Here is a 20,318-nt window from a genome sequence, read left to right as displayed (position 1 = left end):
TCCTGAACTGTCTCAACCTCGCGCGATCTTCGATCGCCCCTACCCCTTTCCCACACCTTGCAGCGATACCGGGCAAGCCCGGGATCACCTGGAGAGAGGATCCCGCGACTTTTCGGATTCACCCAGCGAAGCGTCCGCTCACTTCCCGAAATCCACCTTCGCGCCCTTCTCGACGTGTTTCGCGAGATCACGCGCATCCCAATTGGTGAGCCGGACGCAGCCATGCGATTCGGTCTTGCCGACCTTCTCCGGCTCGGGCGTGCCGTGGATGCCGTAGCCGTCATCGCCCGAGAGATCGATCCAGACCACGCCGACCGGGTTGTTCGGGCCGGGTTTGATGGTGAACTTGCGCTTCGACTCCACGCCCTTGAACTCGTATTTCGGGTTGTAGGTATAATTCGGGTCGAAGGCGACGGCCTTCACTGTCAGGACGCCGCTCGGCGCCGGCTTCTCCTCGCTTCCGATCGAGGCCGGGTAGAGGTGCAGCAGGGCTCCGTCCTCGCCGTAGGCGCGGACCTGGAGCGCATCCTTGTCGACCTCGATACGTGTGACCTTCGGCGCTTCGGGCAGCTCCTTGGCGGGGATGCGCCCGGTCTCCAGCGGCGGCACGGCCGCGACCGTGATCGCCGTGCCGGCCTTGGTCAGCGGGGCATCGGGGTTGAGCGCCTCCAGGAGGCCCGTGCTCATGTGGAAGCGCTCGGCCAGCATCTCGGCCGGCGAGGTGTAGGAGAGCGCCTTCAGGTCGGCCTGCTCCTCCATCTTCGGCGGGATCTGCTCGACGAACGGGCCGGCGACATCCTGCTCGGTCAACGTGTACTGCGTCACCGCCGGGTCCTGGCTGGTGCCGGACAGCGCCTGCCAGACGGGCGCGTCGAGTTTGCCCGAGACGGTCAGGCCCTTGGCCTTGGCGAAGCCCGCCAGCGCCCCGCGCAGGTTGTCGCCGTCGCGCCCGTCGATGGCGCCGGGCGAGAAGCCGGCCCGGTCGAGCAGCACCTGCACCCGCACCGTCAGCGGGTCGGCGCGATTCTCGGCGGCCTTCGCGGGCTTCGTATCCTTCTTGCCGGCTTCCTTGCCCCTCTCTTGACTCTTCTCCTTGCCGTCCGCCTTGGCGCCGAACTGCGCCTGGTTGATCGCCTCCGCCGTCAAGGGAGTTTCCGCGGCGCCGGCCGCGCCCGAAAGCCCCACCACCAGCAGAGCCGCCCCGAGCCTCGCCGTCCTCCGCATCCGACACTCTCCTGCACACGAGATCAGCAAGGCCTAAAAGCGCCGGACGCTTCCTCCCGTTCCCGCATTTTTCGCGTTCACTGGCACAGACGATGGCCGGCCGGGCGCTCGCGCTCGTCGAGGTGGAGGTGATTGGCGTGAGCGGCGTCGGAGCCGGGGCCGAGCACGGTCCGGAAGAAGCCGCAGGCGCGGACCCGGACCGCGGCCTCGAACGCCGCCTCCGGCGTGCCCTCCCGCGTCGCGCCCACCGTGACCGGCGCCCTCCCCTCGAAGGCAAAGCCCATCACGTCGACCCCGTTGGCGTAGGCGTGCTCGCTGAGCTTGGCGCTCGGATCGTGGTTCTGGCCGCGGCACTCGTAGGAGCCGCCGATCTGGAAGGCCTGCGGCACTTTGGAGAGGGTACGCTCGGCGATCACCCGCACCTCGGTGCTCCAGCGGCCGAGCGCCTCCGCGGCGACGCAGGTGAGGGTGGCGGCGGGCGCGAGCACGACGCCGTCCGGCAACGCGGTCACCCGCAGGGGCTTGGCCGCCCCGCACAGCCCGTCGGCGAGGGGCGCCACCGGCTCGGCCTTCACCCCGAGGCGGTCGAGCCGGCGCAGGCAGGCGGTGTCGTCCGGCACGATCGTGGCGGGTGTCGGCGTCGGACCGGACGGGACGTCGGCGGGCCGCTCGGGCGGCAGCGGGGCCGGCTCGGGGATGGGCGACGCGGGCGCCTCCTTGGCAGTCTCCCGAGCGGTCTCCTTGCCGGCTCCTTCGGGGCTCGCGTCCTTGCCCGCCGGCTCCTTGCCCGCGGGTTCGGTGGCGGCCGGGCCCTTGGCCTCCTCGGGCCGGGGCGGCGGCAGGGGTACCTGATCGGCGGGAACCCGGCTCAGCGGCGGCTGGCCCGCCGAGGTCTGGCTCGCCGCCGGACCCACGACGACGGCTGCCCCCACCAGCGCGGCGAGGATTCGCCCCACGATCGTCCCCGGCATCGCGCCCTCCCCCAGTCCCGCTTCTCAACGGCCGGGCAAGCGTGGCCGTTCCCGCGCGTCATGCCGCGCTTGCGCGTCCCGCCCCAGGGTCTATCGTCGCCCGCCATTCGAGCGAGAGGACCAGCATGCGCGGCGTCACGGCGGAGCACGAGCCCAACCCCTTCTCCGAGCCGGCCTGGACGACGCCCCACGGGCTGCCGCCCTTCGAGCGCATCGCGCCCTCGCATTACGAGCCGGCCTTCGAGCGGGCGCTGGCCCAGCACGTCGCCGAGATCGAGGCGATCGCCGGCAATCCCGAGGCACCGACCTTCGCCAACACGATCGAGGCGCTGGAGCGCTCCGGCCAGGCCCTGCGCCGGGTCTCCTCGACCTTCTTCAACCTCACCGGCAGCCACACGAACCCGGAGCTGCAGGCGGTGGAGCGGGCGGTGGCGCCGCGGCTCGCCCGCCACGGCAGCGCGATCTACCTCAACCCGGATCTCTGGGCGCGGGTCTCCGCCATCGGCGAGGAGGGCTTGAGCGACGAGGAGAAGCGGGTGCGCGAGCGCTACCGCCTGCGCTTCCGCCGCGCCGGGGCCGAGCTCGACGCCGAGGCCAAGGAGCGGGTGGCCGCGATCGCCGCACGGCTCGCCGAGCTCGGCACGCAGTTCAGCCAGAACCTGCTCGCCGACGAGGGCGCCTTCACGCTGGAGCTGACCAGTGAGGACGACCTCGCCGGCCTGCCCCCCTTCCTGCGCGCCGCCGCGGCGCGCGCCGCCGAGGAGCGCGGCCTGCCCGGCCGCCACGTCGTCACCCTGTCGCGCTCGCTGATCGATCCGTTCCTGGTCTTCTCGACCCGCCGTGATCTTCGCGAGCGCGCCTACGCCGCCTGGATCCGCCGTGGCGAGAACGGCGGTGAGACCGACAACCGGGCGATCATCACCGAGACCCTGCGCCTGCGCGCCGAGCGGTCCCGCCTCCTCGGCTACGACAGCTACGCCGCCTTCCGCCTCGACGACACGATGGCGGGCAGCCCCGAGGCCGCGGCCGGCCTGCTGGAGGAGGTCTGGGCGCCGGCCCGCCGGCGGGCCGAAGCCGAGCGCGACCGGCTTCAGGCCCTCGCCCGCGAGGACGGCCAGAATTTCGACCTCGCGCCCTGGGACTGGCGCCACTACGCCGAGCGCCTGCGCCGGCGCGAGCACGATCTCGACGAGGGCGAGATCAAGCCGTACCTGCCGCTGGAGGGCATGATCCAGGCTGCCTTCGACACGGCGCACCGCCTGTTCGGCCTCTCCTTCGCCGAATTGCCGGACGTGCCGCGCTACCACCCGGAGGTGCGGGCCTGGGAGGTCGCCGACCGGGACGGGCGGGTGATCGGCCTCTTCCTCGGCGATTACTTCGCGCGGCCGAGCAAGCGATCGGGCGCCTGGATGAGCGGCTTCCGCTCGCAAGAGCGCCTGACCGGCGAGGTCACGCCGATCATCGTCAACGTGATGAACTTCGCCAAGGGGGCTGAGGGCGAGCCGGCTTTGCTCTCCTTCGACGACGCCCGGACGCTGTTCCACGAATTCGGCCACGCCCTGCACGGGCTGCTCTCGAACGTCACCTACCCGCTGCTCGCCGGCACCGCAGTGGCGGGCGACTTCGTGGAGCTGCCCTCGCAGCTCTACGAGCACTGGCTGGAGCAGCCGGAGGTGCTGCGGGCCCATGCCCGCCACTACCGCACCGGCGAACCGATGCCCGAGGACCTGCTGCGCCGGCTGCTGGCCGCCCGCACCTTCAACCAGGGCTTCGCCACGGTGGAGTACACCGCCTCGGCCATCGTCGACCTCGACCTGCACCTCTCGCCTCTAGCCGAGAGCGGCATCGATCCGCTGACCTTCGAGGCCGAGTCGCTGCGCCGCATCGGCATGCCGGCCGAGATCGCGATGCGCCACCGCACGCCGCACTTCCAGCACGTCTTCGCCGGCGAGGGCTACGCGGCCGGCTATTACAGCTATCTCTGGTCCGAGGTGCTGGACGCCGACGCCTTCGATGCCTTCCGGGAAGCCGGAAACATCTTCGATCCCGCCACCGCCGAGCGCCTGCGCACCTACGTCTACGGCGCCGGCAACCTGCGCGACGCCCGCAACGCCTACACGGCCTTCCGCGGCCGGCTGCCGAGCACCGCGCCGCTCCTGCGCAAGCGGGGGCTGGCGGCGTAGGCCTCAACCCCGCAGCAACCGGCCCAACCCCGCCATTGCGGCGAGCCACGCCGCATCGGCCAGGAAGGCGAGCGCCGCGGCCGCCGCGGCGCCCTGGACCAGCGCCAGGTTGTTCTGGTTCTGCAACCCGACGATGATCGGTGTGCCGAGGGTCTGGGCGCCCGCGAGCGCCCCGATCGCGGCGGTCGCCACCGCCAGGACCAGCACCACCCGCAGGGCTTCGAGGATCGGCCCGGCGGCAAGCGGCAATTCCACCCGGACGAGCGTTTGGGCGGGAGTGAGTCCCATGCCCCGCGCCGCCCGCCGCACCTCCTCCGGCACGGTGGCGAGCGCCCCGACGGTGCCGCGCATCACCGGCATCAGCCCGTAGGCGGCGAGCGCCAGCAGGATCGGCGGCGCACCGAACCCGATCACCGGCAGGGCGAGGGCCACCACCACCAGGGGCGGGACGGCCTGCGCCGCCGCCGCCAGGGTGTCGAGGGTGGGCTTGAGGCGCGCTCCCGCGGCGCGGGTCGCCAGGATGCCGAGCCCGAGCCCGGCTCCGCCCGCGAGGAGGAAGCCCACGATTGCCAGGGCGAGGTGCTGGCGGGCGAGCCAGGCGAGGCGCCCGGCCGGCACCGGCGTGCCGGCCTGGAGGCCGAGGGCCCGGACCACGAACCCGGCGACATCGGGCAGGCTGAGCACCGCGAGGCACACGGCCACCAGGAGAGGCACGAGCGCGCGATTCATGCCGGCTGCTCCCCGGTGCCAGCGAGGAGCGCGAGCCCGGCATCGACCGCCAGGGCGAGGCCGATCACCGGGAGCGCCCCGAGCAGGATCAGGTCCTGGGCGAACTGCGCCATGCCCTCGAAGACCAGTGCCCCGAGGCCGCCGGCCCCGACGAGGCCGCCGAGGGTGGCGAGGCCGACGCTCTGCACCGCCGCCACCCGCAGGGCGCCCATCAGCACCGGCGCGCCCAGCGGCAGGCGCACCCGCAGCAGCACCTCGCGCGGCGTGAGGCCGATCGCCCGGGCGGCGGCGAGCACGTCGGGATCCGCCGCCGCGAGGCCGGCGGCGAGCCCGCTCACCAGCGGCAGGGCGAGATAGGCGGCGGTGCCGATCACCGCCGGCACCGGCCCGATGGCGGCAAGACCGAGGCTCCGCAGGGCCGGCACCAGGGCGAGCAGGCCCGACAGGCCCGCCACCAGGGCGGCGAAGAGCGCCAGGGCCGGCACGACCTGGATTCCGCTGACGAGCCCGTCGACGAGGCGCGCGGCCGGCCCATCGCGCAGGCGCAGGAGTGCCAGGGGCACGGAGAGCGCGAGCGCGAGGAGGAGCGACGCCCCGGAGAGCCCGAGATGCTGCATCACGGCCGCCGCCACGGCATCCGCCCGCGCCCGGTACTCGACCGCCAGCGAGAGCGAATCGAGGAGGCCCGCCCAGGCGATCAGCACCGTGAGGCCAAGCAGCAGCAGGGTGGCGGCGAGACCACCCCGGCGCGGCAAGATGGCCCTCGCCGCCTCCCCGGCGAGGCCCGCCATCGCCAGGAGGGCGAGCCACGCCCCCGAGCCGAGCACGGCCCGGGCGGCCGGCTTCTGGCCCGCGAGGAGACCGGCGGCGCCGTGTCCGAGGCCGACGAGCAGCACGCACCAGGCAATCAGCGCCGCCGCGAGGGCGGCCCGGGCGCGCCAGGACCGTGCCTGACCCGCGAGCAGCACGGCCGCCCCGGCCGCGAGCGCGCCCGCCGCCGCCCCGGGGAGGCCGCAGCCGACGGGAGCACCAGGCACGAGGCGATTCGGCGCCAGGGTGAGAAACGGCAGGCCCGCGAGCGCCGCGACGGCGAGGCCGGCGGCGGCGAGCGGGAGCCAGGCGGCAGGTCGCGTCAGCGATGTCATGGCGTAGAGGTCATGGCGTAGAGGTCATGGCGTAGAGAATGTCATGGTGCGAGGGATCCGAGGTAGCGGCGGGCGACCGCCTCTGGGGTGTCGCCGTCCACCGCCACCTCGGCGTTCAGCCGCCGCAGGGTCGGAAGGTCGAGCCCGGTGAAGATGCGGTCGAGGGCAGGCGCGATCGAGGGATGCCGCTCGAGGACGGAGGTGCGGAACAGGGGCGCCGGCTCGTAGACGATCTGCGCGCCGGCCGGATCGCTCATCACCACCACGTCGAGGGCCGCGATCGCCCCGTCCGTACCGTAGACCATGCCGGCATTGACCCCGCTGATCCCTTGCGCCGCCGCCCGCAAGGTGACGGCGGTGTCGCCGCCCGGCAGCATCACGATCCGATCCCGCGGCATCACGAAATCGTAGGCGCGCTCGAAGGACGGCAGAGCGGCAGGGCTCTCGACGAACTCCGCCGAGGCGGCGAGCTCGACCAGACCGCGGCGGACCGCGCCGGCGAAATCCGCCATCGTGGCGAGGCGCTCGGCCCGGGCGAGGCCCCCCTGCACGGCGATCTGCCAGGTGTTGTTGGCCGGCGCCGCCTTGAGCCAGGTGAGGCCGTTCTTGGCATCGAAGGCCTTCGCCGCCGCGTAGGCCGTCTCCGCCCGGCGCCAGACCGGATCGGAATCGGTGCCGGAGAAGAAGGCGGCGTTGCCGGTGTATTCGGGATAGGCGTCGATCTCGCCGGCGGTCAGCGCCGTGCGCACGATGCGGGTCGGGCCGAGCTGGAGCCGGGCCGTCACCGGCACGCCCAGGCGCTGGAGCACCATCACGATCACGGAGCCGAGAAGGATGCCCTCCCCGTGGGACTTCGAGGCCACGACGACCGGCCGGTCGGCCCGCGCGAGCGTGGGGAGTGCCAATCCGGCGAGCCCCCCCGCGATCAGACTGCGCCGATTCAAGGGGTGGGGGGTATCTGATCGCCGCTGCATCGCGTCCCAGGTCCGTGCGCTTGACATGTCTGGCGTTCCGGGCGACGGCTCACCGGCGCAGGCCTTGTCTGCCGGCGCGGACCCGCATGGGTTGCGGGCGGATGGAACCCCTGACGGTCGAGCGGTCGCCGCCGCGGCAGGGACAGGTCGGTCGGGCCTCGAAACGGGGCGTTGAGGGAAAGAACTCCGGCGTGGGCACGGAAACAAGCGAAGACCTCCTGAACGGTGCCCGCGTCCTCGTGGTGGAGGACGAAGCGGCGATCTCGATGCTGCTGGAGGACATGCTGCTCGATTTCGGCTGCGAGGTCGTGGGTCCGGCGGCCCGGCTGAGCAAGGCGCTCGAGATGGCCGAGAGCGAGAGCTTCGTGGTCGCGATCCTCGACGTCAACGTCGCCGGCGAGCCGATCTACCCCGTCGCCGAGGCGATCGTGCGCCGCGGCCTGCCGCTCGTCTTCTCCACCGGCTATGGCGGCGCCGGCATCCGTGAGCCGTTCCGCGACCGCCCGGTGGTGCAGAAGCCGTTCAGCCAGCAGGACCTGAAGCGCACGCTGATTGCCGCGATCGCGGCGGGAGGCTGAGACGCGGGCCCCACGGGCCCAGTCCTCCGATCGTTCAGGGATTCGCGGTCCGCTTCGCCGAGGCGGCGTGAGCGCGCATCCTGCGCCGTTGTCGGATCTCGACCGGATAAGCACCCGCCACGCCATTCCGAGGTCGCGCAGCGGAGACCGGAATGACGTGGAGAGGCGGAACGCCCGGCTCTCGCCTATCCCGCCTCACATCGGGTTGGCTGTCAGCGTCAGCGCGCGACCCGCTGCGTCGCACCAACTGCACGCCGCTCCGCCGGTTCGCGGATTTCGGCCGCTTCCTGCGCCTCGACGCGGCGCTTGAATGCACCCCAGGCCATCAGCGTGCAGCCGCAGCCGTCGCACTGGATCATGGCGTCGTCGGTCAGGTCGGCCGGCAGGCGCACCCCCGGCGAGCCGCAGGACTCGCATCCGAAACCGCTGCGCATCACGTGCCCCCCTCACCCGGCCCCATCGCAGCCGCGAGCTTAAGCATGCTGCGCTGCACGCAAGATGAACGGAATCGGAGAATCCGCGTTACCGGTCCATCTCCAGCGCGAAGGCCGAGACGACGTGGCGGGGCCACCGGCCCGGTGCCACGAACACCGCGTCGGCCCGGAGCGTCAGACCGGCGCTCCAGGGCGCACGGGCGATCCAGGCTCGGACGGCGCGGGAGAACAGGCGGCGCTTGCGGGCGTCGATCGCCACGACGGCTTCCTCCAGGGTCGGCCGCGCCTTGACCTCCACGAAGGCGACGACGCTCCCGCGGCGCACGATCAGGTCGATCTCGCCGCCGCCGATCGCGACGCGCCAGGCCAGCGGCCGGTAACCCTTGAAGAGGAGGGCGAGGGCTGCCAGCAGCTCTGCCCTCCGGCCGCGGGCCAAGTTGACCCGGCGCAGGTGGAGCCGGCGGCGCGCCGCGTCAGGCTTCGCCGGCATCGTCGTCGGCGCGGCGTGCGAGCACGAGGGCGCGGGCATAGACCTCGCGCCGCTTGAGGCCGGTCTCGTCGGCGACGAGGCTGGCGGCGTCCTTGATCGAGTGGCGGGCGAGTGCCGCCTCGAGGCGCGCGTCGAGATCGGCGTCGGCTTCCGGTCCGGGCGCGTCCTCGGGCGCGGTGCCGATCACCACCACCACCTCGCCCTTCGGCGGGCCGGAGGCGGCGTATTCGGCGGCCAGGCCTGAGAGGTCGCCCCGGCGCACGGTCTCGAACAGCTTGGTCAATTCGCGCGCCACCGCGGCGGGCCGGGTGCCGCCCAGTACCTCGGCGGCGTCGGCCAGCATCTCGGGCAGGCGGTGGGGCGCCTCGAACAGCACCAGGGTCCCGGGCACGCCGGAGAGCACGGACAGACGGTTGCGCCGCGCCCCGCTCTTCTGCGGCAGGAAGCCCTCGAAGAAGAACCGGTCGGTCGGCAGTCCCGCCGCCACCAGCGCCGTGATCGCCGCCGAGGGGCCGGGAATCGGGGTGACGGCGAGGCCGGCCTCGATCGCGGCCTGGACCAGCTTGAATCCCGGATCCGAGACCAGCGGCGTGCCGGCATCCGAGACCAGCGCCAGGGCCTCCCCGTCCTTCATGCGGGCGATCATCCGCTCGCGCACCCCCTCCCCCGAATGCTCGTGATAGGCGACGAGCGGCGTGGTGATGCCGTAATGGGCGAGCAGCGTGCGGGTCACCCGCGTATCCTCGGCCAGCACCGCGTCGGCGGCGGCGAGGGTGGAGAGCGCCCGGAAGGTCACGTCCTTCAGGTTGCCGATCGGCGTCGCCACCACGTGCAGGCCGGGGGACAGGGGCTCGGCCTCGGCGGCGAGGCCGAAGGCGGTGTAGACGGCCGGCCCTCGGCCGGTCGCGGCACGGTCCGGGGACCGTCGGCGGGAATCGTCGCTGCGCTGGGTCATCGCCGCCACACTGCCACGGCCCGGCCACACCGCGCCATGGCGAGGCGGACAGGAGCGGTCGTTTACTTTTCACCGGCAGACTTTATGCACCGGGCACGGATGTTGCTGCTAGGTTGCCGTCGCCGATTCGCGGCGCGCGGGAGCCGGACCGGGGGAGCGGGCGATGGGGGGCATCGGCCTCGACACTCTGAGGCGTTTCGGGCGGAGCGCCGTCGTGCTCGCCGGCCTGTCAGTGCTCGCCGCCTGCGGCGGGGTCGACAGCCCGGTCGTCGCTACTCGCACGGCGCCGGTCGAGACGCCGGCCGTCCCGGCGGGCGACGGGACGACGCTCGGCACGGGCAGCGTCAAGGTCGCGCTGATCCTGCCGCTCTCGGGCCCCGGCGCTTCCGTGGGTGCGGCCTTGCGCAACGCCGCCGACCTCGCGCTGCAGGAATCGCAGAGCCCCGACCTGAGAATCCTGGTGAAGGACGACCGCAGCACGCCGGACGGCGCCCGGGAGGCTGCGGCCGCGGCGCTCGCGGAGGGGGCGGAGCTGGTGATCGGCCCGCTCTTCTCCGCCACCGTGCAGTCGGCCGCCGCCACGGTGCGGCCCACCGGCAAGCCGGTGATCGCCTTCTCGACCGATGCCAGCGTCGCGGCGCGCGGCGTATACCTCCTCAGCTTCCTGCCGCAGACCGAGGTCGACCGCATCATCGACGAGACCACGGCGGCCGGGCGGCGCTCCTTCGCGGCGCTGATTCCCGATACGGTCTACGGGAACGTCGTCGAGGCGCAGTTCCGCGAGGCGGTAGCCCGCCGCGGCGGCCGCGTCGTGGCTATCGAGCGCTACCCGGCCGGCAACCCCGCCGCCTCGGTCGGGCGCCTCGCCCCGCTGATCTCCGGCCCGACGCCGCAGGCCGACGCGCTGTTCCTGCCCGACACGCCGGAGGGCCTGAGCGCCGCCGCCCCGGCTCTCACCCGCGCCGGCTTCAGCCCGGCCCGGGTCAAGCCGGTCGGCACCGCGGTGTGGAACGACCCGCGGGTCTTCGCGCTGCCGGCCTTCCAGGGCGGCTGGTTCGCCGCCGCCGATCCGGCGGGCTTCACCGGCTTCAGCCAGCGCTACCGGGCCCGGTTCGGCTCGGATCCGGTGCGGGTCGCGACGCTCTCCTACGACGCCGTGTCCCTCGCCGCGGCGCTCAACCGGCAATACGGGTCGCAGCGTTTCGCCGACACGACGCTCACCAACCCCTCGGGCTTCGCCGGGATCGACGGCACCTTCCGGTTCCGCCCGGAGGGCACCAGCGACCGCACGCTGGCGGTGTTCGAGATCCGCGGGGGCGGCACGACGATCGTCAGCCCGGCGCCCCGGGCGCTCGGGCCGTCGGGAACTTAAGTCACGCCGCGATCTCGGCCACCACGGCGTTGAGCACCGGCGCGCCCTTCGGCGTCGCGGCGAGGCGGCCGTCCGTCGTTCGCGCGACGAGACCAGCCGCGACCAGCCCGGCGACGCGGTCCGGATCGAGGGGCCGGCCCGCCAGCGCCGCGTAGCGGGCGGGATCGATGCCCTCGCGCAGGCGCAGGCCCATCATCAGGAACTCGTCGGCCTGATCGCCGGGGCTGAGACGCTCCGTCTCGATGATGCCATGGCCCTCGCCCTCGGCCCGGGCGAGCCAGGCCTCCGGGTTACGCTCCGTCGTGGTGCCGGCGCGGCCCTCAGGGAAGACGAGGCGGCCATGGGCGCCGGGGCCGATGCCCGCGTACTCGCCGTAGCGCCAGTAGAGCAGGTTGTGGCGCGATTCGGCCCCGGGCCGAGCGTGGTTGGAGATCTCGTAGGCCGGCAGGCCGGCGCCGGCGCAGACGTCCTGGGTCACGTCGTAGAGCGCGCGCGCCGTGTCGTCGTCCGGCACGGTGAGCTTGCCGGCGGCGGCCAGCCCGTAGAACGGCGTCCCCTCCTCGATGGTGAGCTGGTAGAGCGAGAGGTGCTCCGCCGCCCGGGCGATCGCCTCGCGCAGCTCCGCCGCCCAGGCCTCCGGCGTCTGCCCGGGGCGGGCGTAGATCAGGTCGAAGGAGGTGCGCTCGAAATGGGCGGCGGCGGTCTCGACCGCCCGCATCGCCTCCTCGGTGCTGTGCAGCCGGCCGAGCTTCTTCAGCGAGGCATCGTCGAGGGCCTGGACGCCGAGCGAGACGCGGTTGACCCCCGCTGCCCGGTAATCGCGGAAACGGCCGGCCTCGACGCTGGTCGGGTTGGCCTCCAGCGTCACCTCGACGTCGGGCGACACGCTCCAGGCGCCCGCCACCGCGTCGAGGAGCGCTCCCACCGTCGCCGGCTCCATCAGCGAGGGCGTGCCGCCGCCGAGGAAGACGCTGGTGACGATCCGCCCCGGCGCGAGGGCGGCCGCGTGGGCGATCTCCCGCGCGAAGGCGGCCCGCCACCGCACCTGGTCGAGGCGCCCGTGGCGGACATGGCTGTTGAAGTCGCAATAGGGGCACTTCGCGGCGCAGAAGGGCCAGTGCAGGTAGACCCCGAAGCCGACGTCCCGGGTCGGATGATCAATCATGCGGAGGATGTGCCGGCCTTGGGCCCGCGGCGCAAGGGGCTGCGGCGCCTAGACCGGCAGGCCGTGATGCCGCCGGGCGATCAGGCATTCCGGGTCGCCGGGCTCGCAGGTGCGGCAGACCTCGGGGCGCACGGCGTAGACCTTGCACGCCACGCGCTCCCCAACGCGGCCCTCGAGGGCGGAGCACCTTTCGCCCTCGCAGCGCATCCGCCCGGCCGGATCGTCGACGTAGATCTCCGGAATCCGGGCGATGTCGGCATCGTCCTCGATGCTGAACCGGGGCCACTCGGCCGAATAGGCGCAGCAGGCTCCGCATTCCTGGCAGGCGAAGGTCTCCGGATCGGCGTGAGCGAGGCTCACGGCGAGAGGCCCGGCGCTGCCGGCGGGATCGGGCGCGGGCGGCCCTCGTCGTCGATCGCCACGAAGGTGAACACGCCGACCGTCACCTTCTCGCGGGTCTGTGTGCGGAAGCGCCGGGCCCAGGCCTCGATCTGGATCCGCATCGAGGTGCGGCCGGTGCCGACCACCTGGGTGTAGACGCAGAGCACGTCGCCGACCCGCACCGGCCGCAGGAAGGTCATGCCGTCGACCGCCACCGTGACGACGCGCCCCTGCGCCCGCTCGACCCCGGCGATGCCGCCGGCCTGGTCCATCTGCGACATCACCCAGCCGCCGAAGATGTCGCCGTTGGCGTTGGTGTCGGCCGGCATGGCGATGGTGCGCACCGTGAGATCGCCCTGCGGCCGTGCCGCCTCGTCGGTCGTCGCGTCCCTGGTCATGATGCCCCGCGCTTCCCCCTGGTCTCCCGCGCGAGCATAGGGCATCGAGGCGCCGGAGCGCGAGCGCCCCGATTCGACGACCCGCGGTTTCTTCATTCCGCGGACGGCCCTAGTTTCGGCGGCACGCCATCAGCCGGAGGACGCATCATGATCCAGGGCCACCCCACCAGCGGCGCCGAAGCCGACCGCGACTGCCCGGTTCCCCTCGCGACCCTCGGGGAGATCTACCGGGCCGAGCCGGAGGACCTGCCGGACCTTCTGAACGCCCTGCCGGTGCAGACCCGCGCCAAGCTCGCGGGCTACCTCTACGCCAAGAGCCACACCCACAAGCTCGGCCTCACCGTCGCCCGCACCTGCGGCAAGGACGACCTGGTGAAGGCGCTCGGCGAGATCGGCGCCGTGGTTCACGGCCAGGCTCACCTGCCGCCGCCCAAGCCCGTCCAGGCCGCCCCGACGGCGCCCCAGACCCGCAAGATCAGCCTCGGCGGGTCTGGCGCGAAGCGCAGCTTCGATTGACGAGGCCGCGGGCCCGCGAGGGCCCGCCCCTTCAGACGGGTTCGGTGCCGCACCACTCGGCGACGAACAACGCCATTGCGGTGGTGATGCGCTTCAGCGAGGCGAGGCTGACCCGCTCGTCGAAGCCGTGGATGTTCTCGCTCTTCGGCCCGTAGCAGAGCGCCGGCACCCGGTCGTAGAGGGCGTGGACCCGGGTATCGAGGTAGCCGGCGGTCATGAAGCTCTTGAGCGCGCCGCCCGTCGCCGCCTCGTGCGCCCGGCCGAGCACGGCCTCGGCCTCCGAGCCCTCGTCGAGCACGTAGCCCTCGGCGAAGAAGCCGTGGAAGGTGACCTGCGGCGGGCTGTTCGACAGGAACGCGTCGTCGCGGGCGAAGGTCGCCACCGCCGCCTCGATCTCGCGGGCCGCCTCCGCCGCGCTCGTGCCCGGATAGATCGCGATGCGGCAGTCGATCCGGCACCAGGCCGGCACCGAGGAGGCCCAGTCGCCGCCCTCGATGCGCCCGATATTGAGGTTGATCGGGTGCGCCTCGCCCTCGAAATGCGGGCGGCCGGCCTTGTCCTCGTTCCAGCGCGCCTCGAGCCCGCGCAGCGCGCCGATCACCCGGTAGGCGGCGTCGATGGCATTGGCCCCCGTCCCCATCTCGCGGACGTGGACCGGCCGACCCCGGACCTCGACCCGGAACCACAGCACGCCGGTATTGGCGCGCACCAGCATCTCCTCCTCGGGCTCGGGAATCAGCACCGCGTCGGCGCGGTAGCCGCGCAGGTGCGTCATCAGGGCGCCGTTGCCGGTCGATTCTTCTTCCACCACCGATTGGAGCGTCACGGTGGCGGCAGGCTGGAGCCCGATGCGCCGCAGCGCGTCGAGAGCGAACAGGTTGGCGGCGTGCCCGGCCTTCATGTCGGCGCCGCCGCGGCCGTACAGCCAGTCGCCCTCGACCACCGGTTCGAAGGGCGGGTGGGTCCAGAGGTCGGCGGGGCCGGCCGGCACCACGTCGACATGGGCCTGGAGGATCAGCGAGCGCCCCTTCTCCTCCCGCGGCCGGTGGATGCCGACGACGATCGGCGCCTCGGAATGCTCGACGCTGACTGTCGCCCCGCCCGGATGCGCCTCGATCTGCTCGCGGTCCATGGCGAAGCGGTCCATGGCGTAGCCGCGGTCGCGGAAGCTGCGGAACACGAAATCCTGGATCGCCTGCTCCTGCCCGCGGGTCGATGGGAAGCGGATCAGCGCCTGGGTGTGGGCGATCTGGTCGGGAAAACCGTCGGCGACGGCCGTGATGATGCGGTCGCGGAGGGTGGGGTCCAGGGGCATCGGGGGCTCCTTCAGGGGGCGGTCCCGTCATAGCCTGGAAGCGTGAGCGAGACCTATGCGTGGGACACGCGCCGCCTTGCACATCCCGATCCCCAGCCCCCCGCCCCTTCCCCGGACAACTGTAGCGTCAGCGGAAGGAGATCCGGGAAGGGTTTGAGAGTTTCATGCCCCCAACCGCCCGATGATGTGATCCGCGACCCTGAGCGAGTTGGCGATGATCGTCAGCGTCGGGTTCACGGCGCCGATAGACGGGAAGAAGCTCGCGTCGGTCACGTAGAGGTTGTCGAGCTCGTGCGCCTTGCAGTCGAGGTCGAGGACCGAGGTCGCCGGGTCTGTTCCGAAGCGGAGCGTGCCGGCCTGGTGCGCGGTGCCGCCGATCGGCACGTCCTTGCCGAGATAGAGCGAGCGGTCGAACAGGTGCGGGTGGATGTCGAGCCTCGCGCAGAGATCGCGCAGCTTGGCCTTGAGCCGGTGCAGGGCCTCCTCGTTGGTCTGCTTGAGGTCGAGCCGCACCTTGCCCCCGTCGTAGAAGATCCGGTTCTCCGGAATCGGCAGGTCCTCCGTGGTGAGCCAGAAATCGAGGGAGTGCCTGGCGATCCAGTCGAACGGCTTTTCCGGGAACCATTGCAGGAAGCCGGGCAGGCCCTCGCCGTGGATCTGGACCCCGTCCGACTTGCCGACCATCTGGATGTGGCCGAGGGGGAACTCCCAGTCGTCGGCGCCGAAGTAGAAGTCGTTGAGGCCGAGGGTCTTCTGGAACTTGGTCGGGTTCGGGGTGCGCGAGATGGCGAGCACCGTCGCGTTGTTGTGCCGCATGTAGTTGCGGCCGACCTGGCCTGAGCGGTTCGCCAACCCGTGCGGATGGGCGTCGTTGCCCGAGCGCAGCAGGAGCAGTGCCGAGGACAGGGCGCCGCAGGCCACCACCACGATGTCGCCGGTGAACGTCTCGGTCGCGCTGCCGCGCTTGACCTCGACGCCGGTGACCGTCCGCCCGGCCGGGTCGGTCAGCAGCCGGTCGACGTAGGCCCTGGTCATCAGGGTGAGGTTCGGATGCGCCGCCAAAGCCGGGTCGACGCAGGCGATCTGCGCATCGGCCTTGCCGTTGGTGATGCAGGGGTAACCGTCGAAGGCGTCGCAGCGGATGCAGGCCGAGTGCGGCAGCGGCTTGCCATCGCGCTCCTCAAGGCGCACGCCGACCGGCAGGTGGAACGGGTGGTGCCCCTCCCGCTTCAGCCCGTCGAACAGCTCCTGGATCCGCGGCTCGTGGGTGATCGGCGGATAGGCGTAGGGCTTGGAGGACGGCGGCTCGGTCGGATCCTCGCCGCGCAGGCCGTGGACGTAGTAGAGTTCCTCCGCCGCCTGGTAGTAGGGCTCGAACACGTCGTACTTGACCGGCCATTCCGGCGCGATCCCGTCCGGGTGGCGAATCTCGTAAAAGTCCTTCTCGCGCAGGCGGAGCAGGACCGAGCCGTAGACCTTGCTGTTGCCGCCGACGAAATAGTGCAGGCCGGGATGGAAGCTGGAGCCGTCGGCGCCGTACCATGTCTCCGGCGCCTGATAGCGGGCATCGACGAAGACCGCCTGGCTGTCCCAGTTCTCCCGCTCGCGCGGCAGGTAATCGCCGCGCTCGAGCAGCAGGATGCGCTTGCCGGTCTGGGCCAGCCGCCACGCCATGGTGCCGCCGCCCGGGCCCGAGCCGATGATGACGACGTCGTAATGCCGGTTCTCGCTCATCGGCGGTGCTTCTCCTCTGACGATTAAGCCGCGGGATGACGCAGAGCCCCCTGGCCGTGCGAGGGCATATGGCGGGGCTGGCGCGAACGTCGATCCGCCCCAGTTAGCTTTTCGCAAGCGCACAAGGCAGCGGGGTTCTCGGGTCGATGGCCAGCTTCAGCATCGCGGTCGCGTTCGGTGTCAGGCTCCTCCTGGTGCTGCTGTTCCTGCCGTTCAGCGCGCTCGACAAGATCCTGAATTTCCGCGGTGCAGTGGGCCAGGCCAGGCAGGCGGTGCATTCCACAGGCCCTGCCACTGTGCTGATCCTGATCGGCCTGTTCGTCGAGATCGTGATGTCGCTGGGCATCCTCACCGGCATTGCCGACCGCTTCGCCGCCTTCGTGCTCGCTGGCTATTGCGGCGTCACGGCGCTCCTGTGGAAGCAGTTCTGGAAGCCGGGCGATTTCTGGTCCGGCGGCAAGGGGCGCGAGCTTTTCTGGGATTTCTGGAAGAACCTCGCGCTCGCCGGTGGGTTTCTGCTCGTCACCTTCGGCACCGGGGCGAGCACCGTGGCGACCTTCTTCTCCGACCCCTTCGCCTCGTCGAATCCCTACAGCATCAGCGAGACCGCCCGATGAGCGACGAGAAGCCCAACATCCCCTACTGGCACCTCTGGGCCGACGCGGACGGGATCAGCCACCAGACCCGGTGCGCCTTCACCGAGTTCGAGCAGAAATCGATGTCGCCGCCGGCCCCACCGCAATGGCAGGGCCAGAAGACCCATGACGGCGCGACCGTGTTCGTGACCGTGCAGCCGGTCGGCTGGACCGGCGACTGGCACCCGAACCCGAAGCCGCAATGGATCATCCCGCTCTCCGGCCGCTGGTTCGTCGAATCGATGGACGGCACGAGGGTCGAGATGGGCCCGGGCGAGATCTCCTTCGGCGAGGACCAGAACGTCCGCGAGATCGACGGCAAGAAGGGCCACCGCTCCGGCACCGTCGGCGACGAGCCGGCGGTGCTGATGATCGTACAATACGATGCCCCCCCGACCACCGGGGCGGCCTGCCGGTTCCGGTGACGCCATGAACGGGTTCGAGATCCACGACGAGCGCTTCAAGCACTACATCCTCGGCAACGCGCCGCTGGAGGAACTCGGCTCCGGCTTCCGCTGGATCGAAGGGCCGGTCTGGATGGGCGACGCCGATTGCCTGCTGTTCCAGGACTTGCCGCGCAACCGCACCATGCGCTGGATCGAGGGCGCTGGCTTCTCGGTTTACCGTGCGCCCTCGAACTACGCCAACGGCCAGACTCGCGACCGCCAGGGCCGGCTGATCGCCTGCTCGCATCGCGGCCGCTGCCTGTACCGCACCGAGCACGACGGCACGGTCACGACGCTCGTCACCCATCACGCCGGCAAGCGCTTGAACTCGCCGAACGACGTGGTGGTGAAGTCCGACGGCACGATCTGGTTCAGCGATCCGGTCTACGGCATCGCCAACGACTACGAGGGCGGGCGGCAAGCCTCGGAGCAGCCGCCCGCCCTCTACCGCTTCGATCCGGCGACGAACGAGATCCAGGTGATGGCCGGCGACTTCGACGGGCCGAACGGCCTCGCCTTCTCGCCCGACGAAAGCCGGCTCTACGTCGCCGAGACCGGCGACCAGTCGAAACCCAACCCGCGCCAGTACATCCGGGTCTTCGATGTCGCGGCCGACGGGGCGCTCTCCGGTGGCGACGTCTTCCATAAGATCGAGCCGGGCTATTGCGACGGGATGCGGGTCGACGAGGACGGCAATGTCTGGTCGAGTGCGGGAGACGGGGTTCACTGCATCAGCCCGGAGGGCAAGCTGATGGGCAAGATCCTGGTGCCGCACCCGGTCTCGAACATCACCTTCGGCGGCCCGACCAAGAACCGCCTGTTCATTGGCGGCTCGCACACGCTCTACGCGATCTTCCTCGACCGGCGCGGGGTGCAGACGCCGTGACGGCCGGTCTCCCGGGTGCTCTGCGCCTCGCCCGCATCGCGCTGACCACCGCCGACCCGGAAGCCCTGGCGACGTTCTACCGCGAGGTCCTGGGCTTCACCCATGCCGAGGCCCCGCCGGTCTCGGATTTCTCCGCCGTGACCGGCCTGGATGGCGCACGAGCACGCGTCGTGCCGTTGCGCCTCGGCGACCAGCGCCTCGATCTGGTGGCGGTGACGCCGGCGGGCCGGCCCTATCCGGGTGACGTGCCAGGCTTCAGCCCGCTCTTCCAGCACTGCGCCATCATCGTGTCCGACATGGAGGCGGCCCATGCCCGGCTGTCGGCGCATCCGGGCTGGCGCCCGATCTCGACCAACGGTCCGGTCCGGCTCCCCGCATCCTCGGGCGGCGTCACCGCGTTCAAGTTCCGCGATCCCGAGGGCCATCCCCTCGAATTCCTGGCCTTCCCGCCCGAGTCCATGCCCGAGACCTGGCGACGGCCGGGTGCGACGGATCCGTGCCTCGGCCTCGATCACTCGGCGATCTCGGTCGCCGAGACCGCCCGCAGCGCCGCGTTCTACGAATCCCTTGGGCTTCGCGTAGCGTCGCGCTCGCTCAATAGAGGACCGGAACAGGCAAGCCTCGACGCCGTCGCCGCTCCGACCGTCGAGGTGACCGGTCTCGGCTTCCCGGACGGGCAGCCGCCCCATATCGAGCTCCTGTGCTATCGCGGCGACCTCCCGCGGCCGGCCTCCGACCTCGCCGTGAACGATGTCGCGGCGACCAGGCTGGTGGTCGCGATGACCGATTCCGACGCCTTGGCGGCGGCCTGCGCCACCCATGCCGGGCGCCTCGTCTCGCGTGGGGTCGTTCCGCGGCCCGGCGGCGTGGACGCCCTTCTGCGCGACCCGGACGGGCATCTGGTGTGGTTGACGGCGGGGTGATGGGTTCCCTGCTCAGGAGCCCCTTGCTCATGGGGCTGTCCTGAGACCCTCCTGGTCACTCCGGGCTCCGCTGCGCGGCCCCGGAATGACCAGGAGAGCGTCAGTTCTGTTCGTTGGATCGATGAGGCTCCGGACGAAGACGCGGCCCCGTGCCATCCGGCTCAAGCGATCGTCTGTCCACCTTCTGCTTGCGGATGACGCAAGATCGTAAATCCCTCCTCCGTCGCCGGAGGCACGAAGTAGCGCGTGAACAGGTCGAACGCGTCGTCACTCACGGTGAATTCATGTGTGCCGGCGGCGTTGCGGCGGCGCAGGCGCGCCTTGCACAAGGCATCGTCGGCCTCGAGGTAGTGGAGCCGGTGCGCCACCTCCGCCTCGCGGAAGAGCGACCGCATCCAGGCCCGGCTCGCCGGCGTATTGGCCGGGAAGTCGAGCACCACGGACAGGCCGGCCCGCAGCAGCGCGACGAGGTGCGGCCCCATCACGCCGCGCAGGCGACCGGCATTGCGGACGTAATCGGCGAGCGTCGTCTGCTCGCCTGGATAGAGCCCGGCGAGCCACTGGTCCTCCCGGACCAGGACCGTGCCGGGTTCCGCGGCGAGGCCGGCCGCGAGCGTCGATTTTCCAGAGGAGATCTTGCCGCACAGGAGATGCAGCACCGCGTCGGTAACGGGCATGACGAAGAGACCTTCAGGAGCGCCGAGGAGCGCCATGTGGCATCACGGGGTGCGGACAGCCGAAACCCGGCCCGACGGATCAGGCCGGGTGGGTAATTCGGCGGCGCAGCGCGACGTGACGCAGGAAGGTCATAGGGTGAGATCGTGATCGCGGGCGGCCCCGAGGTCAAGCGGCCGGCACGATGCC

Annotated in this window: 22 protein-coding genes; 8 read left to right on the top strand and 14 right to left on the bottom strand. The window is 71.7% G+C overall.

The features are described 5' to 3' along the window. Positions 1–138: 138 nt before the first annotated feature. The gene (locus tag MFF64_RS13430; protein WP_238191173.1) at positions 139–1,224 is read right to left on the bottom strand and encodes a L,D-transpeptidase family protein; all 1,086 of its coding nucleotides are present in this window, start codon (positions 1,222–1,224) and stop codon (positions 139–141) included. Positions 1,225–1,301: 77 nt separating this feature from the next. Next, positions 1,302–2,195, bottom strand: coding sequence for an extensin-like domain-containing protein (locus tag MFF64_RS13425; RefSeq protein WP_099906069.1), 894 nt, complete (start codon positions 2,193–2,195; stop codon positions 1,302–1,304). 125 nt (positions 2,196–2,320) lie between these two features. Between MFF64_RS13425 and MFF64_RS13420 the strand changes: the two genes are divergently transcribed. Beyond that, positions 2,321–4,378, top strand: coding sequence for a M3 family metallopeptidase (locus tag MFF64_RS13420; protein ID WP_099906067.1), 2,058 nt, complete (start codon positions 2,321–2,323; stop codon positions 4,376–4,378). Positions 4,379–4,381: 3 nt separating this feature from the next. Here the strand turns inward: MFF64_RS13420 and MFF64_RS13415 are convergent, their stop codons facing one another. From MFF64_RS13415 to MFF64_RS13405, 3 genes are read right to left on the bottom strand one after another with little or no spacing between them, the layout of a single operon-like run. Then, positions 4,382–5,107 carry an ABC transporter permease gene (locus MFF64_RS13415; RefSeq protein WP_099906065.1) on the bottom strand — a complete coding sequence of 242 codons (726 nt, stop codon included), beginning with the start codon at positions 5,105–5,107 and terminating at the stop codon, positions 4,382–4,384. Then, on the bottom strand, positions 5,104–6,252 hold the full coding sequence (locus MFF64_RS13410) for an ABC transporter permease subunit (protein WP_099906063.1): 1,149 nt from the start codon (positions 6,250–6,252) through the stop codon (positions 5,104–5,106). The genes MFF64_RS13415 and MFF64_RS13410 overlap by 4 nt, the downstream gene beginning before the upstream one ends. Positions 6,253–6,293: 41 nt before the next feature. Beyond that, positions 6,294–7,226: a glycine betaine ABC transporter substrate-binding protein gene (locus MFF64_RS13405; RefSeq protein WP_498071624.1), complete on the bottom strand. Its 933-nt coding sequence runs from the start codon at positions 7,224–7,226 to the stop codon at positions 6,294–6,296. A 266-nt stretch (positions 7,227–7,492) separates the two neighbouring features. On the opposite strand from MFF64_RS13405, the gene MFF64_RS13400 reads away from it, so the two are divergent. Next, on the top strand, positions 7,493–7,804 hold the full coding sequence (locus tag MFF64_RS13400; RefSeq protein ID WP_425339940.1) for a response regulator: 312 nt from the start codon (positions 7,493–7,495) through the stop codon (positions 7,802–7,804). Between the two features lie 218 nt (positions 7,805–8,022). On the opposite strand, the gene MFF64_RS13395 is transcribed toward MFF64_RS13400, so the two are convergent. The 3 genes from MFF64_RS13395 to rsmI form a co-directional block, all read right to left on the bottom strand. Beyond that, positions 8,023–8,238, bottom strand: coding sequence for a hypothetical protein (locus MFF64_RS13395; RefSeq protein ID WP_099900624.1), 216 nt, complete (start codon positions 8,236–8,238; stop codon positions 8,023–8,025). An 88-nt stretch (positions 8,239–8,326) separates the two neighbouring features. Beyond that, a complete protein-coding gene (locus MFF64_RS13390; protein WP_099900622.1) occupies positions 8,327–8,728 on the bottom strand; it encodes a YraN family protein in 402 nt (133 codons plus the stop codon). Further along, on the bottom strand, positions 8,712–9,683 hold the full coding sequence (rsmI, locus tag MFF64_RS13385) for a 16S rRNA (cytidine(1402)-2'-O)-methyltransferase (protein ID WP_238191171.1): 972 nt from the start codon (positions 9,681–9,683) through the stop codon (positions 8,712–8,714). The genes MFF64_RS13390 and rsmI overlap by 17 nt, the downstream gene beginning before the upstream one ends. A gap of 163 nt (positions 9,684–9,846) precedes the next feature. Here rsmI and MFF64_RS13380 point away from each other — a divergent pair, with 163 nt between their 5' ends. Continuing rightward, a complete protein-coding gene (locus MFF64_RS13380) occupies positions 9,847–11,055 on the top strand; it encodes a penicillin-binding protein activator (RefSeq protein ID WP_099908166.1) in 1,209 nt (402 codons plus the stop codon). Between the two features lies 1 nt (position 11,056). Here the strand turns inward: MFF64_RS13380 and hemW are convergent, their stop codons facing one another. From hemW to yciA, 3 genes are read right to left on the bottom strand one after another with little or no spacing between them, the layout of a single operon-like run. Next, positions 11,057–12,220, bottom strand: coding sequence for a radical SAM family heme chaperone HemW (hemW, locus tag MFF64_RS13375; RefSeq protein WP_099908165.1), 1,164 nt, complete (start codon positions 12,218–12,220; stop codon positions 11,057–11,059). 48 nt (positions 12,221–12,268) lie between these two features. Continuing rightward, complete coding sequence (locus MFF64_RS13370; protein WP_099908163.1) at positions 12,269–12,580, bottom strand: YkgJ family cysteine cluster protein; 312 nt, start codon at positions 12,578–12,580, stop codon at positions 12,269–12,271. Beyond that, entirely contained in the window at positions 12,577–12,999 is a 423-nt protein-coding gene (gene yciA / locus MFF64_RS13365) for an acyl-CoA thioester hydrolase YciA (protein ID WP_099908172.1), read from the bottom strand. The genes MFF64_RS13370 and yciA overlap by 4 nt, the downstream gene beginning before the upstream one ends. 147 nt (positions 13,000–13,146) lie before the next feature. Here yciA and MFF64_RS13360 point away from each other — a divergent pair, with 147 nt between their 5' ends. After that, positions 13,147–13,515, top strand: coding sequence for a hypothetical protein (locus tag MFF64_RS13360; RefSeq protein ID WP_099908161.1), 369 nt, complete (start codon positions 13,147–13,149; stop codon positions 13,513–13,515). Between the two features lie 31 nt (positions 13,516–13,546). On the opposite strand, the gene MFF64_RS13355 is transcribed toward MFF64_RS13360, so the two are convergent. Both MFF64_RS13355 and MFF64_RS13350 read right to left on the bottom strand, forming a co-directional pair. Next, positions 13,547–14,830 (bottom strand): ArgE/DapE family deacylase, encoded by a 1,284-nt coding sequence (locus MFF64_RS13355; RefSeq protein ID WP_099908160.1) that lies wholly within the window; start codon positions 14,828–14,830, stop codon positions 13,547–13,549. Positions 14,831–14,992: 162 nt separating this feature from the next. Continuing rightward, positions 14,993–16,564 carry a GMC oxidoreductase gene (locus tag MFF64_RS13350; RefSeq protein WP_099908158.1) on the bottom strand — a complete coding sequence of 524 codons (1,572 nt, stop codon included), beginning with the start codon at positions 16,562–16,564 and terminating at the stop codon, positions 14,993–14,995. A gap of 146 nt (positions 16,565–16,710) precedes the next feature. On the opposite strand from MFF64_RS13350, the gene MFF64_RS13345 reads away from it, so the two are divergent. From MFF64_RS13345 to MFF64_RS13330, 4 genes are read left to right on the top strand one after another with little or no spacing between them, the layout of a single operon-like run. Further along, on the top strand, positions 16,711–17,181 hold the full coding sequence (locus tag MFF64_RS13345) for a DoxX family protein (protein ID WP_099908156.1): 471 nt from the start codon (positions 16,711–16,713) through the stop codon (positions 17,179–17,181). After that, positions 17,178–17,624 carry a cupin domain-containing protein gene (locus MFF64_RS13340; RefSeq protein WP_099908151.1) on the top strand — a complete coding sequence of 149 codons (447 nt, stop codon included), beginning with the start codon at positions 17,178–17,180 and terminating at the stop codon, positions 17,622–17,624. Before MFF64_RS13345 ends, MFF64_RS13340 begins: the two co-directional genes overlap by 4 nt. Positions 17,625–17,628: 4 nt before the next feature. Continuing rightward, positions 17,629–18,531: an SMP-30/gluconolactonase/LRE family protein gene (locus tag MFF64_RS13335; RefSeq protein WP_099908149.1), complete on the top strand. Its 903-nt coding sequence runs from the start codon at positions 17,629–17,631 to the stop codon at positions 18,529–18,531. Then, the gene (locus MFF64_RS13330) at positions 18,528–19,454 is read left to right on the top strand and encodes a VOC family protein (protein ID WP_099908147.1); all 927 of its coding nucleotides are present in this window, start codon (positions 18,528–18,530) and stop codon (positions 19,452–19,454) included. The genes MFF64_RS13335 and MFF64_RS13330 overlap by 4 nt, the downstream gene beginning before the upstream one ends. A 161-nt stretch (positions 19,455–19,615) precedes the next feature. On the opposite strand, the gene MFF64_RS13325 is transcribed toward MFF64_RS13330, so the two are convergent. After that, the gene (locus tag MFF64_RS13325; RefSeq protein WP_099908170.1) at positions 19,616–20,131 is read right to left on the bottom strand and encodes a P-loop nucleotide/nucleoside kinase family protein; all 516 of its coding nucleotides are present in this window, start codon (positions 20,129–20,131) and stop codon (positions 19,616–19,618) included. Between the last annotated feature and the right edge of the window lie 187 nt (positions 20,132–20,318).

The sequence above is a fragment of the Methylobacterium frigidaeris genome (assembly GCF_022179185.1).
In the GTDB taxonomy this organism is placed as follows: Bacteria; Pseudomonadota; Alphaproteobacteria; order Rhizobiales; family Beijerinckiaceae; genus Methylobacterium; species Methylobacterium frigidaeris.
The sequence above is the reverse complement of the archived record's forward strand: the minus strand, read 5'-3'. Positions and strand labels throughout refer to the sequence as shown.